Here is a 15,487-nt window from a genome sequence, read left to right on the forward strand (position 1 = left end):
TGGACCCGGAGGGTCCGAGACGAAAGCAGCACCCACCCACGCCGAATACCGCCCCACCCACCAGCCGCCTGCGACACCAGCCCACACCACCCCGGCGGCAGACAGCGAACCCGCCGGGCGGCGCGCCATGATCGTGGTGACGGCGGGGGCCGCCGAGTCCGGATTCGGGCCGCGCGGGGTGAACGGCGATATCAACGAGCTGCTGTTCCCCGTGCAGCACGGCTCGTTCTGGTACACCGGCATGTCCGTCATATCGCCGTTCATCGTCACGAGCGCCGACCGCGTCTCCGACGTCGGCTACGTCGAATACCGAGAACTCGCCGGGCAGTTGCGGGAGCGGCTCCTCGGCATCCCGACCGCCGAGCCGATCCCCTTCCGGCGGGAGAACGGCGGCGACTACGACGACGACCTCGTGCTGCGCGACTCCATCGCCCCGGGACAGAGCGGAATTCAGGTGCATATGACGAGGTGAGGCCGAAGGCCCCCACGTCGAAGAGGTCCTCTCAGCGGTCCGCCGGCTGGAAGCTCTCCCGCGCGTCGTCGTCCCCCCTCAACACCCGGCGCACCCGCGTCGCATAGCCGTTGGCCGCGGGCAGCGGGTCCTCCGGGGCGTCGAGGAGCGGGCTGCCGTGATGCAGCAGCCACTCCAGATAGACCGGGTTCGCGCGGGCCAGCTCCATGTACGACGCCCTGAGGTCCGCGTACAGGGCGTCGAACTCGGCGGCGGCGAACGACCTCGCCCGCGACACCAGCAGCAGCCGGACCGCCATCGGATCGCCGCACAGCGGGCGGATCACCGTGCCGCGGTACGGGGGCGAGGTCGGCTGACAAGGGCGTACGGCCTCGCCCGCGGCGGCCAGTTCGGCGGCGGTGGTGTTGTCGCGTACGTGCACCATGCGCGGGTCCAGCCCGGCCAGCGTGAACACGCGCCGCATCGCCGCCCCTTCATGGTCGGCCGTCGGGTCGACCATCCACGCGTCGTCGGCCAGCACCGACAGCGGCACCACCGGGCGCACCGCCGCCTCGTGCGTGGCGGAGAGCGTGACGAACTGCGGCTCGCGCGCCACCAGCACGCGCTGTTCCACGCCGGGCGGCAGGCGCAGCGGGAACCCCTCGGGCTCGTGCACGAAGGCGATGTCGAGCTGGTTCGTCGCGACCATCTGGAGCAGCGTGTGCGCGGACACGTCGATATGGATCGTGGTGTCCGTGTCCGGGAACCGGGCGTGCACGCGGCGCAGCCAGCCCGCCACCGCCCGGCTGCCGACGCTTCCGATCCGCAGTCGCGCCGCGCCCGCGTCCACGACCGCGTCCCGCGCGGCGGTGACCAGGGCCGTCATCTCGGCGACTATGGGCCGGGCGCGGGACAGCACCGAGTGCCCCAGCGGGGTGGGTCTGCTGCCCGTCTGTTCGCGGGTGAACAGCAGGCCGCCGATGGCCTTCTCGATGCGTCGGAGCTGTGTGGTCAGCGAGGGCTGGGTCATGCCCAGTTGCAGCGCGGCCTTGCGCACGCTGCCTGTGTCGGCGATCGCGCACAGTGCGCGGAGGTGCCTCACATCGAGCTCCACGGGCCGGAGCATAACGGCGCTCCCGCGAGGCACACCAGACGCTTAAACCGCGCGAACAGGACGTTTGTGCGAGGAGATCAGCTCAGCGAACGGTCCGGAGATTGGATCGGGTTATGCCTCACTGGCATCATCCGCGCCACCGTGAACTCGGCGGACACTCTGCGGGACCAAAAAATTCCCCGGCGCGCCCCGGCCGTTGCCCACCAGCGGCCTGTGACGCCCCGGCTCGAATGGAGTCCCCCACATGACCCGTTCCAAGACCGTGTTCTCGGTGGTGCTCGGATTCGGCCTGGCCGCCTCGATGACGGCCCTGCCCACCGCCGCCTCGGCGGCCGACCACTCCACCCAGCAGCAGTACACCACCTCCTCGTACGCCGGGTCGGCCGCCGACCAGGCCAACAGCAAGGCGTTCTTCGACGCGGTGATGAAGGTCGCCAGAGCGAAGAAGGCGGCGAACCCGAACCTGGCGGTCGTGACGGTCACCTACGACGCCAGCCGCGCGCCGACGTTCGCCTCGCAGATAGCGAGCAGCAGCCAGATCTGGAACAGCGCGGTCCGCAACGTCCAGCTGCGTGCGGGCAGTGGCGGCGGCGACTTCTCGTACCGCGAGGGCAACGACGCGCGCGGCTCCTACGCCAGCACGGACGGCCACGGCCGCGGCTACATCTTCCTCGACTACCGGCAGAACCAGCAGTACAACTCGGTGCGCGTGGTCGCCCACGAGACCGGGCACGTGCTCGGCCTCCCGGACCACTACTCCGGCCCGTGCAGCGAGCTGATGTCGGGCGGCGGCCCCGGCACCTCCTGCCAGAACACGCAGCCGAACGCCCAGGAGCGGGCCCGCGTCAACCAGCTGTGGGCCAACGGCGTCAGCCCGTTCGACAAGGACGCCTTCCGTACGGTCCGCTGACCGAGCGGATAAGCCGTCGGCAGTACGGGCGGCAGCGGTTCGGTTCCTCGTGTGGCCGGGCCGCTGCCGCTTCGTCCGGCGGGCTGCCGGCCGTACGTACGTCCCTCAGTCGATTCCGAACGCCGCCGCGTACCGCACCATCCCGCTCGGCAGCCCCGCCGACGGGTCCAGGCCCAGCGCCATGAACGCCTCGTCCGGCCACTCCTGCGGGGCCAGGATGCCGAAGCGCGACGCCGGTTCGAACCCGAAACGGGGGTAGTACGGCGGGTGCCCGAGTACGATCGCCGTCCGCTCGCCGGAGGCGCGGGCCGCGTCGAGGACCGAGCGGATGACGGCGTCGCCGGCGCCCCGCCGCTGCCACGCGGGGAGCACCGAGCACGGGGCGAGCGCCACGGCCGGGGCGTCGCCGACCCGGCAGCGGGTCAGCAGGGCGTGGGCGACGACCTCGCCCTCCGGCGTCTCGGCGACATGGCTCAGCCCCGGCAGCCAGCCGGGGTCGGCGCGCAGCGCGTCGATCAGGTCGGCCTCGCCGGGGTTGCCGAAGGCGTCGAGGGTGATGCGGCGTACGGTCTCGATGTCCGCGGGGGTTTCGGGGCGGACGGTCCACGGAGAGCTCATCGGCCCATGGTCCCACCGGGAAGATCGGCCGGGTGCGCGGGCGGCGCGCTACGGCGCGGGGTTATCCCGCGGCTCCCGCGGGCGGCGCATCAGGAAGCCGGCCCCCGCGCCCGCCGCGAAGAGGGCGAACACCGAGACCGCCGTGCCGAGCCAGGTCGCCCCCAGCCACTGGCCGCCGAAGTAGCCGAGGCTCACGCTGTACGCGGCCCAGACCACCCCGGCCAGGGCCGACCAGGGCAGGAACTCGCCGACCTCGCGGTGCATGACGCCCGCGCCGATGCTCACCACGGAGCGGCCGGCGGGCGCGAAGCGGGCCAGTACGACGAGGCCGCCGCCGCCGCGCGACAGCGCCGTGCCGATCTTGTCCTGGGCGGCGGCGAGCCTGCGGGAACGGGCCATGGCGCGGTCGAAGCGGGCGCCGCCGCGCCAGGCGAGCCGGTAGGCGACGAGGTCGCCGAGCACGGAGGCGGTGGCGGCGCACAGCATCAGGGAGAACATCGTGGAGACGTCGTGCGCGGGGTGGACCGGGGTGGCGCCGCCGACCGCGTCCGCGGCGGTCGAGCCGGCCGCCGCCGTGGCGGCGGTGATCACCAGGACGCCGCTGGGCAGTACGGGGAGGAAGACGTCGAGCAGGACGGACAGGCCGACGATCACATAGATCCATGGTGGGTCGGCCAGTGACCCCAACTGCTCCAACACGTCCTGATCTCCCGGTACGGTCCCCCGCCGCGGTGTCGCAGGGGAGCGGCAGGAGCGGCCTTCACAGCCGTACAGCGTACGCGTGCGATGTGCGGGTCACGGGTGTGGGGGTGTGTGACGTCGGTCCGAAGCGCCGGGCGGGGCCCCGGCCGATGGACGGGGCCCCTGCGGCGCGCTGAGCGGAGTGGGTGGGTTGTGCTGTGGTTGAGCGGGTTGAGCGGGTTGAGCGGGTTGAGCGGGTTGAGCGGGTTGAGCGGGTTGAGCGGGTTGAGCGGGTTGAGCGGGTTGAGCGGGTTGAGCGGATCGAGCGGAGTGGGTTGTGCGAGCCGCGTCAGCCGATGGCGCTGGGCTCGCGCTGCTGCGCCGCGGCCGGCGCCTCCTGGCGGGAGCGGGCGAGCACCCGGTCCAGGGCGAGGGGGCCGGGGCCGGTGAAGACCAGCAGCAGGAAGGCCCAGCAGAACATGGCCGCGGCCTCGCCGCCGTTGAGCAGCGGCCACAGGCCCTCGGGGGCGTGGGTGCTGAAGTACGCGTACGCCATGGAGCCGGAGGAGATCAGGGCGGCCGTCCGGGAGCCGACGCCGAGCAGCACCAGGATGCCGCCGACGAACTGGATCACTGCCGCGTACCAGCCGGGCCAGGTGCCCGCCGCGACGGTACCGCCGCTGCCGCCGGAGCCGCCGAGTATGCCGAAGAGGGCCGCCGCTCCGTGGCAGGCGAAGAGGAGCCCGACGACGATCCGGAAGAGGGAGAGGGCGTAGGGCTTGGCCGTGCTGAGTCGGTCGCTGAGGGGGGCATTGGTGGGGGGCATGGTGGGGACTCCTCGTGTCGGGGACGAAAACGAGGGACCCAGGTTAGGTTGACCTAATCGTTACTTGCAAGTTCAAGTTCTTGTTTTGGTACAGACAAATTCGATGTACCGGCCACCCTCCGTCTCACCCGCACCACCGCGCCGGCGGCCGTCCGCGCCGCGGAATCCGGGCCTCCGGCGGGTGGACGGGGGAGCCGCCCAGGTCACGGCGGTGACGGCGTGCCCTGCGGCGTCCGCGGAGCCTCGGGCGACAGCTCCGTCTCCATGGCTACGCTCAGTTGGTTGAGCGTTCGACTGAACGGACCCTTCCGACGACTGAGCGGACCGCCCCGCCCGCTCCAGCCCGTAACGCGTCGCTCGCCCCAGCTCGTAACGCGCCCTCGGCTCCAGCCCGTAACGCGCCCCCCGCTGCGCCCCCGCCGCGCCGCACCCGCCTGATCGAGACGCAGCCGCGCCCCGCGCCCGCGCAGCGTCAGCGTCATCAGCTGATTGCCGAACCAGGGCCCGCCCGTCCTGCTCCACTCCACCACCGGCGGCGCCACCCGCCCGTGCCGCGCGAAGCCGCGTCCCAGCCACCGCCCGGCCCGGCTCCAGCCGAACCGGAAGCCGTGCCGTATCGAGGCGGGGATGCTGTTGTGCACCGGCGAACACGTCAGCTGGAGCACCCGGCTCGCCAGCCCGCCCGGCACATGCCCGAACTCCGGCTCGGCCACGTACGCGTGATGCACATCGCCGGAGAGCACGCTGATCGTCGCGGGCGCGCCCGGCCCGCTGCCCACCGTCGCGATGAGCTCGGCGAGCGCGTCGAAGGAGGCGGGGAACGCCGCCCAGTGCTCCAAGTCCGCCCGCTGCCGCAGCTTCTCGCCCAGCCGCGCCCAGCGCGGACCGCGCTCGCCCCGGCAGACAGCCGCGTTCCACGCCTCCACGTCGTGCACGAAGTGCGGCAGCAGCCACGGCAGCGACGTGCCGATCAGGAGATGGTCGTATGCGCCGGGACCGCCGTCGAGCGCCGCCGACCGCAGCCACTCGGCCTCCGTCGGGGCGAGCATGGCCCGGCCGTCCTCGTCCAGCACCCGCGCGGCCCGGGTGTCGACCATCAGCAGTCGTACGCGGCCGAAGTCGCGGCGGTAGCTCCAGCGGACGCCGGTCGGATCGGCGTCGGCGCGGGCCGCGAACTCCCGTACCAGCTCCGTGCCGTCACGCGCCTCGCACACCGCCCCGTACAGCTTGTCGGCGGCCAGCTCGTCGGGCGAGAGGTTGCCCAGGTGCTGATGGACCCAGTACGACACCAGCCCGCTGAGCAACCGTTCCTGCCACCACGGCGTCGCCCGCATCTCCTGCTGCCACGCCTCGCTGGTGTTCCAATCGTCGATGATGTCGTGGTCGTCGAAGATCATGAGCGACGGGACGGTCGAGAGCAGCCAGCGGATCTCGGGGTCCAGCCAGGACTCGTAATACAGCCGCGTGTACTCCTCGTAGTCCGCCACCTGATGCCACGGCGGCTCGGCCAGATCGCGGCGCGCGGCGAGCCAGCTGCGCGTCTCGGCGGACGTCTCGTCGGCGTAGATCTGATCGCCCAGCAGCAGGAGTACGTCCGGACGCTCGGCTCCGGGGCGGCGGGCGAGGCTGCCGGCCAGCGTGTCGAGGGCGTCGGGCCCGACGGGGTCGTGCCCCCGGTCGGACGGCGCCGACGCCCACCGGCAGGAGCCGAACGTGACGCGCAGTTCGGCGTCCCCGCTCTCCGGCATCCGGATCGTGCTCTCCGGAAAGGCCGAGCCGGGCAGCGGCCACACCTCCTCGCCGTTGAGCAGCACGCGGTACGCCGTCTCCGTGCCCGGCCGCAGCCCGGTGACCGGGATCAGCGCGTAATGATGGCCCGCTATCTGCCAGCTGCGGGCCGAGCCGCCCGCGCCGTCCGCGCAGCGCACCTCGGCCATACAGGGCCGGTCGGCCTCGATCCAGATGGTGGCGCTCCCGCCCGCTTCCCGGTCGATGTACCGAAGCAGCGGTCCCAATCGCAGGCCGGCGGTCATGCGGGCCTCCCTCCGTCGTCCCGTACGGTACGGAACGACGGAGCGGGGCCGTGAGTTTCCCGCCCGGTCAGGAGCGTTCTACGGCTAGTTGACGAGCCGTCAGCAGCCGTTCAGGATCGAGGAGAGCTTGGTCTTCTCGGCGGAGTCGACGGTGAGCTTGTAGTAGTGCTTCACCGTGACCCACATACGGGCGTACGTGCAGGCGTAGGAGTTGAGCGGCGGCATCCACTGCGCCGGGTCCTTGTCGCCCTTCTGCTGGTTGACGTTGTCGGTGACCGCGATCAGCTGCGGCCGGGTCAGGTCGTTGGCGAACGCCTTGCGCTGGTCCTGGGTCCAGGTGTTCGCGCCCGAGCGCCACGCCTGGGCGAGCGGCACGATGTGGTCGATGTCCAGATCGGACGCCTTCGTCCAGGTGGCCCCGTCGTACGCCGACGTCCAGGTGCCCTTGACCGCCGCGCACTTGTCGTCCTGCTCGACGTCCTTCCCGTCCCGCTTGAGCACGACCTCGCGGGTGTTGCAGGCGCCGCTCTGGGTGATCCAGTGCGGAAACTTCGACCGGCTGTAGCCGTCCATCGACCCCTCGGCCTTCACCGTCAGCTCGCCCAGGTACGTACGGGCGGTGGCGGCGTCCGGCGGGGCGGGCGGGTCGGCCTGGGCGGCCGGGCCGTTGAGGACGATCACGCCGAGCAGCGCGGCGAGGCCGCCCGCCACCGCCGCGCGACGCGCGTAGACGCGGCGGAGAGCGGAGCCGTGAGCGGAGCCGTCGCGGGAGGAAGAGGCGTCGCGAGGGGAGGAGGCGGAAGGGGAAACGTTTCGGAAGGCGGAGGCGTTGCGCGGACCGGACATGCGAACTCCCTCGGTGTGGGGGGTGTTGGCCGTTGCACCACGGCCAGGATCAGGGCGCCGGGTTTCCGTGGGGTGGGCGCCAAGTAACAGCGTGACGACGCGATCATGTCAAGGCAAGGGGTCGGGCCGTCTGACGCGGTGCCACTCACGCGCATCAGGAGTCGCGTTGGCCGCGCCCGCCCGGCCGTACGCTGCTCTGGTGTTCGCCGCCCCAGCCGCCCCGTCGGCATCGATGGTTTCGCCGCCCCAGCCCGCCGGCCCGCCCCTCGCCTCCGCCGCGCTGCTCCCGGTCAACGCCACCCTCGGCGTCGTGCTGGCCGTGCTGCTCGTGGCGGCCGTGGGGATCGCGGCGTTCGCCCGCCTCGCCGACGGCCGGGGCCGGGGGTACGCGCGCGCCATCGCGGCCTCCGGGGCGCGCGCCGCCGTCCAACTCGCCGCCGTGTCCTACGTCATCGGCTTCGTGGTGCACTCGGTCCCGCTGCTGCTGGCCTTCATCGCGCTGATGTTCCTCGTGGCCGTACGCACCTCCGGCCGCCGCATCACGGACAACGGCACCTGGTGGTGGACGGCCGTACCGATCGGGGCCGGGGTGGCGCCGGTCGTCCTCGCGCTGCTGCTGACCGGGCTCGTACCGCTCAAGGGCATCGCGCTCATTCCGGTCACCGGCATCCTCATCGGCGGCGGCCTCACCGCGACCGTGCTCGGCGGGCGGCGCGCGCTGGACGAGCTGCACACGCGGCGCGGCGAGGTGGAGGCGGGCATGGCGCTCGGCCTCCTCGACCGCGAGGCGCGGCTGGAGATCGCCCGCCCGGCCGCCTCCGACGCGCTGCTGCCGGGGCTGGACCAGACCCGGACGGTGGGGCTGGTCACCTTGCCCGGCGCGTTCGTCGGGATGCTGCTGGGCGGCGCGTCACCGGTGCTGGCGGGCGCGGTGCAGCTGTTCGTGCTGGTCGCGCTGATGGCGGTGCAGGCGGTGGCCGTGGCGGCCGTACTGGAGCTGATCGCGCGGGGCCGCATCCACCGGGATCCCTCGGGCGGCGGCGGGCGGCGCGGGCCGTGGCGGCGGCTGGTGCCGGGGCGGCTCCGGCGGGACATGCCCGCCGACCGGGCGGTCGCGTAGGCTGTTCGGAGCAGAAGGGGAGTAGCTCTTCGCCGGACCGTCGACATACTGCTCGGACTCTTTGGACATTCTCCGGAATCCAGAGGGGCTGAGCCGGCGCCCGGAGGCGATTGCGCGAGCAGCCGCCAGCGAGACCTTCGGCCGCAGTGTCCATGACGCTGCCGTGCCGAAGCGACCCCTGATCGTGATCACGCAGGTCTCTCGGTGCGGCACACCCGACCGATCGAGGAAACCAACCCGTGCTCAGCATCAGCGTCACCGCGCTCGTCTTCGGCGTCGTCTTCCTGGCCGAACTACCCGACAAAACCGCCCTCGCCGGGCTCATGCTCGGCACCCGCTACCGCGCGTCGTACGTCTTCGTCGGCGTCGCCGCCGCCTTCGCCGTGCACGTGGCGCTCGCCATCGCGGCGGGCAGCGTGCTCACCCTGCTTCCGCACCGGGTCGTCCAAGGCGTCGTCGGCGTCCTGTTCCTGGCCGGGGCGGCGGTGCTGCTGCTCAAGAAGGACGACGACGAGGAAGAGGTGAAGAAGCCCGCCGACCAGAGCTTCTGGAAGGTGGCCGGGGCGGGCTTCATGCTGATCCTGGTCGCGGAGTTCGGCGACCTCACCCAGATCATGACCGCCAACCTGGCCGCCCGCTACGACGACCCGGTCTCCGTCGGCGTGGGCGCGGTGCTGGCGCTGTGGGCGGTGGCGGGCCTCGGCATCCTCGGCGGCCGCACGCTCATGAAGTACGTACCGCTGAAGCTGATCACGAAGGTGGCGGCGGTGGTCATGCTCGCGCTCGCGGGCTTCAGCCTGTACGAGGCGGTGGTGGGCTGAGGGGCCCGCTCGGCCGGCGGACGGGGGCGGACGGGGGTGGGCAGGGGCGGGCGTACGGGCGTACGTACGGGCGGTCCGTACGGGGCCCTGCCCCGCTCCCGCGCCTCAGACCGTGACGCGCAGGCGGATGCCGCCGTCGGGGTGGGCCGTGGCCTGGACCTGGTCCAGGTGGGTGACGTGCGCGTCCGGGGCGAAGGCCGCCGCGCGGGGGCCGACGCCGATGACGCGCATGCCCGCGGCCCGGCCGGCCGCGATGCCCGCCTCGGAGTCCTCGAACACGACGCACTCGGCGGGCGAGAACCCCAGCTCGGCGGCGCCCTTGAGGAAGCCCTCCGGGTCGGGCTTGCTCGCCCCGACGGACTCCGCGGTGATCCGCACCGTCGGCATCGGCAGCTGGGCCGCGCCCATGCGTGCGGTGGCGAGCGCGGTGTCGGCCGAGGTCACGAGGGCGTGCGGCAGGTCGGCGAGCGAGGCCATGAAGGCGGGCGCGCCGGGGACCGGTATGACGCCGTCCAGGTTGGCGGTCTCCTCGGCGAGCATCAGGCGGTTGTCGGCGTAGTTGAGCTCCATGGGGCGGTCGGGGAGGAGCGTGGCCATGGTCGCGTAGCCCTGGCGGCCGTGTACGACCTTCATCACCTCGACCGGGTCGAGCCCCTGCTCCTCGGCCCACCGGCGCCAGCAGCGCTCGACGACGGCGTCGGAGTTGACGATGGTCCCGTCCATGTCCAGGAGCAGGGCCTTGACCCCGTCGAACTCCTCTGACCTGCGCATAGTGCACTCCCGGCTCGTTGACGCGGTGCGGTGGCCACTCGGCGCGAACCGCTTTGTTTCTCAACGATACAAACTGCGGACGCGCGCGCCAAACGCCTTTAAGGGGGGAGGAGGGGAGACATGGGTGGAGATAAGGGAAGAAAACAAGCGATCCCGCCCGCCGGTCAGGGAAAACAGGCGGGATCACTTTGTTTTCCAACGATACAAAACGAGTTCGGGGAGGCGTCGGCGGGGGCCGGTGAAAGAGACGGGGCCCGGTGGAAGAGACGGGGCCCCGGTGGAAGCAGCGAGGCTACGGGCCGTCCGTCTCGGCCTCCAGGGCGTGGCGGGTCCGCGGGCCGTAGACCCCGGACGGGTCGGTGGTGATCGTCTTGGCCCGCTGGTAGTCGGCGACGGCCCGGCGTTCGTCCGCGCCGAAGTAGCCGTCGGTTCCGCCCTCGTACCAGATGCCGGTCTGCTCCAGGCGCCGCTGCAAGTCCGCCACATCAGCCCCGCGCATCCCCTCCCGCAACACGCGGACCGCCGGTGGCCGCGGCTGCGGCGGCGTGGAACGGAACGGGGACGGGGCGGCCGGGCCCCCGGTGGCCGGCCCGGGGAAGTGCGGGATGGCGGTACGCGCCGGGGGCGCGGCCCGCGACGTCCTCGCGGCCGGGGCCTGCGCCTGGGGCGGCGCGGCCGGGAAGGACGGCGGCGGGGCCGCCGACACCGGTGCCGGTTCCGGCGCCTGCGCCGGGTCCCCGTCGGGCATCCCCTCCGGCGGCGGCGCGCTCGTACGGTTCCGCGCGAGGGCCCTGTCGCCGCCGTCGCCGCCGTCGCCGCGGTCTCCGCCCAGCAGTCCCGTACTGATCGCCACGGCGCAGGCCACGGCCGCGGCGGCTCCCGTGGTCAGCGTGACGATCGTGGCGGTGGGGCGTCTGCGCCGCCGGTGGCGCGGCGGGGGCCCGTGGGGCGGGCGGTTTCCGGTGGGGGAGGAGGGGTTCCCGTGCGGTGGTGCGGCCGGTCCGTTCCGGCCGAGTTCGGGAAGCGGGCCGATTCGGCTGGATCCGGCCGGTGGTGCAGGCGGCTCAGGGGGCTCGGGCGGCCGGGCGCAGACGCGCGGCCGGGGAGCCGAGGGAGCCGAGGGGGCCGGGGTGTACGCGCCCGGCCTCATGAGGGGCAGCGGCGGCGGCCCGCCGGGTAAGAGTTCCGCTTCGGGCTCGGGGGCGGCCGGCGGGGGCCCGTAGCCCGCGAGCGGCGCCATCCCGCTACCGCCTCCGCCTCCACCTCTGCCTCCGCCGAACGCAGGACCCTTGCCGAATAAGGGTTCCCCGCTCAATATGGGGCTCCCGCTGGGCAGGAGGTCCCCCGCCAGGCGTACGGGCGGTGGCGGCAGCCGGCCGCCCGCGTGGTCCGCGGGGGCGTCGCCCAGCGCGACGTACGGGCGTAATCGCAGCGGGTCGAAGTCCTCGGAAGCCGCGATCGCCGCCTCCCGCTCCGCCGCCAGGGCGTCGCAGCGGCAGCTCGGAGCGCCGTCCGTGCGGGGTGGTGCGGAGCAGCGTGGGCAGATCTCTCCTGTCACTGACGTCCCCTCCCTGACATCGCAGCGATTATGCAGAGCGGAACGGGTTCTGCACAGGCGGCCCCCGGCTGCCGATGGCGTATATCAGCGGGCCGTACCGGGGCATTCGGACCAAGATGGGGAGCGGTGCCGAGCGGATCTGCCGAGCGGATCCGCACGGCTCGCAGGGAGTACGGAGCGTACGGCTGCTCGTACGGGCCGTATGGAGCGTACGGCCGCTCGTACGGGCCGTATGGAGCGTACGAGCCGTATGGCGCGTGCGGACCGGTACGGACGACTGCCACGGCTCAGGCGGTGGCCGGACCCCAGGAGGCGTCCATGGCGCAGGACGGGAACCCAGCGGGCACACCCGCGCCCTACCAGAGGCCGCCGGCCGGTGTGCCCGGCGCGGGACAGCCCAAGCGGACCGTTCTCGTCGCGATCAGCGCGCTGCTCCTCGGCATGCTGCTCGCCGCGCTGGACCAGACGATCGTCTCCACCGCCCTCCCCACGATCGTCAGCGACCTCGGCGGCCTCGACCACATCTCGTGGGTGGTCACCGCCTATCTGCTGGCCTCGACGGCGGCCACCCCGCTCTGGGGCAAGCTCGGCGACCAGTACGGCCGGAAGAAGCTCTTCCAGGCGGCCATCGTCATCTTCCTGATCGGCTCCGCGCTCTGCGGCGTGGCGCGGAACATGCCGGAACTCATCGGCTTCCGCGCCCTCCAGGGCCTCGGCGGCGGCGGGCTGATGGTGCTCTCGATGGCCATCGTCGGCGACATCGTGCCGCCGCGCGACCGGGGGCGCTACCAGGGGCTGTTCGGCGCGGTCTTCGGCGGTACGAGCGTCCTCGGGCCGCTGCTCGGCGGGCTCTTCGTGGACCACCTCAGCTGGCGCTGGGTCTTCTACATCAACCTGCCCATCGGCGTGATCGCCCTCCTCGTGATCGCCGCCGTGCTGCACATCCCGACCCGCCGCACCCCGCACCGCATCGACTACCTCGGCACTCTGCTGATCGCCTCCGTCGCCACCTGTCTGGTCCTGATGACCTCGCTCGGCGGCGTCAGCTACCCGTGGGCGTCCTGGCAGATCATCGGGCTCGGGGCGCTGGGCGTGGCGCTGCTGGTGCCGTTCGTGCTCGTGGAGCGGCGCGCCGCCGAGCCGGTGCTGCCGCTGAAGCTCTTCAAGATCCGTACGTTCGCGCTCTGTTCGGTGATCGGGTTCGTCGTCGGCTTCGCCATGTTCGGCGCGATGACGTACCTGCCGACCTTCCTCCAGGTCGTCCAGGGCGTCTCGCCCACCATGTCCGGCGTGCACATGTTGCCGATGGTGATCGGCATGCTGCTCTCCTCGACCGCCTCCGGCCAGATCGTCAGCCGCACCGGCCGCTACAAGGTCTTCCCGATCGCGGGCACCGCCGTCATCGTCGTCGGGCTGCTGCTCCTGCACCGGCTCGACCCGGCCAGCGGCGTCGTCGAGATGAGCGGTTACTTCTTCGTCTTCGGCTTCGGGCTCGGCCTGGTCATGCAGGTCCTCGTGCTCATCGTGCAGAACGCCGTCGGCTACGAGGACCTGGGCGTGGCCACCTCCGGCGCGACGTTCTTCCGCTCCATCGGCGCGTCGTTCGGCGTCTCCATCTTCGGCACGATCTTCGCCGACAAGCTCGCCCCGCGCATCGCCGACGCCCTGGCCGGAAAGCAACTGCCGCCCGGCGTCGACCCCAAGGCGCTCGCCGCCGACCCGCGCGCCGTCGCGGGGCTCCCGCCGGGGGACCGGTCGGGGGTGCTCCAGGCGTACTCCGTCTCCATCACCGACGTCTTCCTGTACGCCGTGCCGGTCGCCGCCGTCGCCTTCGTCCTCGCCTGGCTGCTCCGCGAGGAACCGCTGCGCGGCAGCGTCAGCGTCCCCGACGCCAGCGAGGTCCTCTCCTCCAACCCCGTCGAACGCTCCTCCCGCGACGAGGCCGCCCGCGCGCTCTCCGTCCTCGGCACCCGCGAGGGCCGCCGCCACATCTACGAGAAGATCACCGAACGGGCCGGGCTGGACCTCAAGCCCGCCGCCGGCTGGATGCTGCTGCGCATGAACCGCTACGGCTCCGTCGAGCCGTCGGTGCTCGCCGAACGGGTGCCCGTACCGCTGCGCGTCATCATGGAGGCGGCGCGGCAGCTGGAGCAGCGGGGGCTGGCCGTACGGGAAGGGATGCCGCTCGTGATGACCGACGAGGGGCGGCGGCTGGCGGGCCTGCTGTACCGGGCCCGCGCGGAATCGCTGGCCGAACTGCTCGGCGACTGGTGGACGCCGGACCGGCCCACGGACCTCATCGAGCTGGTCGATGAGCTGAACGGCGAACTGTGCGGCTCGGACGGGGAACGGCCCCACAACGGCGATGCCGAGCGGCGGGTGGTACCGCCGCCGGAACCGGCCTGAGGGGCGGCTTCGGGGCGCCCCGAGGCGGAAGACCGGCGTCGGCCTGCGGCCGGGGCTTGAAGGGCTCGCGCCAGGCCGGCCTTCGGCCGGGGGCGACGGCGCCGGCGGCAGACCGGTGCCCGGCCTGCTCCTTGCCGGTGCGACCAGGACGGGCCAGGTTCTCGCAGAGCCTGGACGGCCTGGTCAGGGCTGTTCCTGTCGGGCCGGGCCGGGGCTCGGTCGGTTCCTGTCGGGGCGGGCCGGGGTCCGGCCCGTGTTTTCCGGGCCCGGCCCGGTCAGTCCAGCTCCTTCCCGTACCAGATCTCCGAGTGCGGGCCGTGGGAGTAGGCCGGGATCTCGGTGAAGCCGTGGCGTTCGTAGAGGGCGCGGGCCTCGACGAGGTCGAGCCTGGTGTCGAGGACGAGGCGTCGCACACCCCAGTCGCGCGCCTGGCCCTCCGCGGCCGCGAGCAGCAGGGACGCGCCGCCCAGGCCGCGCTTGGCGGAGCGCAGGAACATCCGCCGCAGCTCGGCGGTACGGGCGTCCAGGCGGCGCAGCCCCGCGCAGCCCACCGGCTCGCCGTCGTGGCGGGCTATCAGGAAGGCGCCGTCCGGCGGGGCGAGGTCGTCGCTGGGCATCTCGCCCAGGTGCCGCTCGCCCTCCTCGGCGGTCATGCGGCGGCCGTGGTGGAGCTCGTACCAGCGGCCCGCCACATCGAACAGATACTCCCTCAGCAGGGCGGCCGACTCGGGGGCGGCGACCGGCCGCGAGGCGACGGCCCAGCGCGCGAGGCCGGTGTCGGTGTGCGTCATGGGCGCATCCTGGCAGGCCGGGGCGGGCGGCGCAGCCGAGTTTGGGCGGGGGCGGCAGGGCTACCCGAGCGTGAACGGGCCCCGGAAGCAGGGGCTCCTGCGGAAGGGACGACATGTCGACTGGCGTGACCATCATCGTGATCGCCGCCGCCGTCATCCTCCTCGCGGCGCTCGCCGCCGGCCTGCTGCGCGGCGGCCGGGGCCGAGGCCGGGGGCGTGGGCTGCGGCGGCGCTTCGGCCCCGAGTACGACCTGGCCCTCGCCCGGCACGACGGCGACGCGAAGGCGGCGGAGAAGGAGCTGACCGAGCGGCTGCGGCGGCACGGAGACGTCAAGATCCAGCCTCTGACGGGGGAGTCGCGCGAGCGGTACGTGGCTTCCTGGAACGGGGTCCAGGAGGAGTTCGTCGAGGCGCCCGGCCAGGCCGTGGCCGACGCCGAACAGCTGCTCGCCCGGCTCGTACGCGACCGCGGCTATCCGGCGGACCCCTATGACGAGCAGGTGGCGGCGCTGTCCGTGCACCACGCGCACAGCGTGCGCGG

Annotated in this window: 15 protein-coding genes; 6 read left to right on the forward strand and 9 right to left on the reverse strand. The window is 72.9% G+C overall.

Annotation, left to right across the window (positions count from 1 at the left end):
• Positions 1-472 (forward strand): NAD(P)H-dependent oxidoreductase (locus tag ACFU99_RS11245; protein WP_384389144.1); only part of this gene is annotated, 472 nt, incomplete at its 5' end.
• A gap of 31 nt (positions 473-503) precedes the next feature.
• Here the strand turns inward: ACFU99_RS11245 and ACFU99_RS11250 are convergent.
• Positions 504-1,553, reverse strand: a complete 1,050-nt coding sequence (locus ACFU99_RS11250; protein WP_384389183.1) for a LysR family transcriptional regulator — start codon at positions 1,551-1,553, stop codon at positions 504-506.
• A gap of 256 nt (positions 1,554-1,809) precedes the next feature.
• Between ACFU99_RS11250 and snpA the strand changes: the two genes are divergently transcribed.
• Positions 1,810-2,475 carry a snapalysin gene (snpA, locus tag ACFU99_RS11255; protein WP_384389147.1) on the forward strand — a complete coding sequence of 222 codons (666 nt, stop codon included), beginning with the start codon at positions 1,810-1,812 and terminating at the stop codon, positions 2,473-2,475.
• Between the two features lie 105 nt (positions 2,476-2,580).
• Here the strand turns inward: snpA and ACFU99_RS11260 are convergent, their stop codons facing one another.
• The 5 genes from ACFU99_RS11260 to ACFU99_RS11280 all read right to left on the reverse strand — a co-directional run bounded on the left by ACFU99_RS11260 (position 2,581) and on the right by ACFU99_RS11280 (position 7,479).
• Positions 2,581-3,093: a GNAT family N-acetyltransferase gene (locus ACFU99_RS11260; RefSeq protein ID WP_384389150.1), complete on the reverse strand. Its 513-nt coding sequence runs from the start codon at positions 3,091-3,093 to the stop codon at positions 2,581-2,583.
• A 48-nt stretch (positions 3,094-3,141) separates the two neighbouring features.
• Positions 3,142-3,792, reverse strand: a complete 651-nt coding sequence (locus tag ACFU99_RS11265; RefSeq protein ID WP_384389153.1) for a DedA family protein — start codon at positions 3,790-3,792, stop codon at positions 3,142-3,144.
• Between the two features lie 331 nt (positions 3,793-4,123).
• Complete coding sequence (locus ACFU99_RS11270) at positions 4,124-4,600, reverse strand: DoxX family protein (RefSeq protein ID WP_384389156.1); 477 nt, start codon at positions 4,598-4,600, stop codon at positions 4,124-4,126.
• Positions 4,601-4,803: 203 nt separating this feature from the next.
• Positions 4,804-6,633 (reverse strand): alkaline phosphatase D family protein, encoded by a 1,830-nt coding sequence (locus ACFU99_RS11275; RefSeq protein ID WP_384389159.1) that lies wholly within the window; start codon positions 6,631-6,633, stop codon positions 4,804-4,806.
• A 99-nt stretch (positions 6,634-6,732) separates the two neighbouring features.
• A complete protein-coding gene (locus tag ACFU99_RS11280) occupies positions 6,733-7,479 on the reverse strand; it encodes an HNH endonuclease family protein (RefSeq protein WP_384389162.1) in 747 nt (248 codons plus the stop codon).
• A 232-nt stretch (positions 7,480-7,711) separates the two neighbouring features.
• Here ACFU99_RS11280 and ACFU99_RS11285 point away from each other — a divergent pair, with 232 nt between their 5' ends.
• Entirely contained in the window at positions 7,712-8,599 is an 888-nt protein-coding gene (locus ACFU99_RS11285; RefSeq protein WP_384389186.1) for an ABC transporter permease, read from the forward strand.
• 239 nt (positions 8,600-8,838) lie between these two features.
• Positions 8,839-9,420, forward strand: a complete 582-nt coding sequence (locus tag ACFU99_RS11290; RefSeq protein WP_384389165.1) for a TMEM165/GDT1 family protein — start codon at positions 8,839-8,841, stop codon at positions 9,418-9,420.
• A 105-nt stretch (positions 9,421-9,525) separates the two neighbouring features.
• On the opposite strand, the gene ACFU99_RS11295 is transcribed toward ACFU99_RS11290, so the two are convergent.
• Positions 9,526-10,191 carry an HAD-IA family hydrolase gene (locus ACFU99_RS11295; protein ID WP_384389168.1) on the reverse strand — a complete coding sequence of 222 codons (666 nt, stop codon included), beginning with the start codon at positions 10,189-10,191 and terminating at the stop codon, positions 9,526-9,528.
• A gap of 292 nt (positions 10,192-10,483) precedes the next feature.
• Positions 10,484-11,749 (reverse strand): peptidoglycan-binding protein, encoded by a 1,266-nt coding sequence (locus tag ACFU99_RS11300; RefSeq protein ID WP_384389171.1) that lies wholly within the window; start codon positions 11,747-11,749, stop codon positions 10,484-10,486.
• Between the two features lie 318 nt (positions 11,750-12,067).
• Here ACFU99_RS11300 and ACFU99_RS11305 point away from each other — a divergent pair, with 318 nt between their 5' ends.
• Positions 12,068-14,155, forward strand: coding sequence for a DHA2 family efflux MFS transporter permease subunit (locus ACFU99_RS11305; RefSeq protein ID WP_384389173.1), 2,088 nt, complete (start codon positions 12,068-12,070; stop codon positions 14,153-14,155).
• Positions 14,156-14,430: 275 nt separating this feature from the next.
• On the opposite strand, the gene ACFU99_RS11310 is transcribed toward ACFU99_RS11305, so the two are convergent.
• Positions 14,431-14,946: a GNAT family N-acetyltransferase gene (locus ACFU99_RS11310; RefSeq protein ID WP_384389177.1), complete on the reverse strand. Its 516-nt coding sequence runs from the start codon at positions 14,944-14,946 to the stop codon at positions 14,431-14,433.
• 113 nt (positions 14,947-15,059) lie between these two features.
• Here ACFU99_RS11310 and ACFU99_RS11315 point away from each other — a divergent pair.
• The coding region (locus tag ACFU99_RS11315; protein ID WP_384389180.1) for a hypothetical protein at positions 15,060-15,487 on the forward strand (428 nt) is incomplete at its 3' end.

This window comes from Streptomyces sp. NPDC057654 (assembly GCF_042800135.1).
In the GTDB taxonomy this organism is placed as follows: domain Bacteria; phylum Actinomycetota; class Actinomycetes; order Streptomycetales; family Streptomycetaceae; genus Streptomyces.

What these genes read in the sequence shown, in the direction of transcription:
- snpA (WP_384389147.1), top strand. Translation starts at nt 1,810, where the DNA reads ATGACCCGTTCCAAGACCGTGTTCTCGGTGGTGCTCGGATTCGGCCTG.
- ACFU99_RS11260 (WP_384389150.1), bottom strand. Translation starts at nt 3,093, where the DNA reads ATGAGCTCTCCGTGGACCGTCCGCCCCGAAACCCCCGCGGACATCGAG.
- ACFU99_RS11270 (WP_384389156.1), bottom strand. Translation starts at nt 4,600, where the DNA reads ATGCCCCCCACCAATGCCCCCCTCAGCGACCGACTCAGCACGGCCAAG.
- ACFU99_RS11275 (WP_384389159.1), bottom strand. Translation starts at nt 6,633, where the DNA reads ATGACCGCCGGCCTGCGATTGGGACCGCTGCTTCGGTACATCGACCGG.
- ACFU99_RS11280 (WP_384389162.1), bottom strand. Translation starts at nt 7,479, where the DNA reads ATGTCCGGTCCGCGCAACGCCTCCGCCTTCCGAAACGTTTCCCCTTCC.
- ACFU99_RS11285 (WP_384389186.1), top strand. Translation starts at nt 7,712, where the DNA reads ATGGTTTCGCCGCCCCAGCCCGCCGGCCCGCCCCTCGCCTCCGCCGCG.
- ACFU99_RS11295 (WP_384389168.1), bottom strand. Translation starts at nt 10,191, where the DNA reads ATGCGCAGGTCAGAGGAGTTCGACGGGGTCAAGGCCCTGCTCCTGGAC.
- ACFU99_RS11305 (WP_384389173.1), top strand. Translation starts at nt 12,068, where the DNA reads ATGGCGCAGGACGGGAACCCAGCGGGCACACCCGCGCCCTACCAGAGG.
- ACFU99_RS11310 (WP_384389177.1), bottom strand. Translation starts at nt 14,946, where the DNA reads ATGACGCACACCGACACCGGCCTCGCGCGCTGGGCCGTCGCCTCGCGG.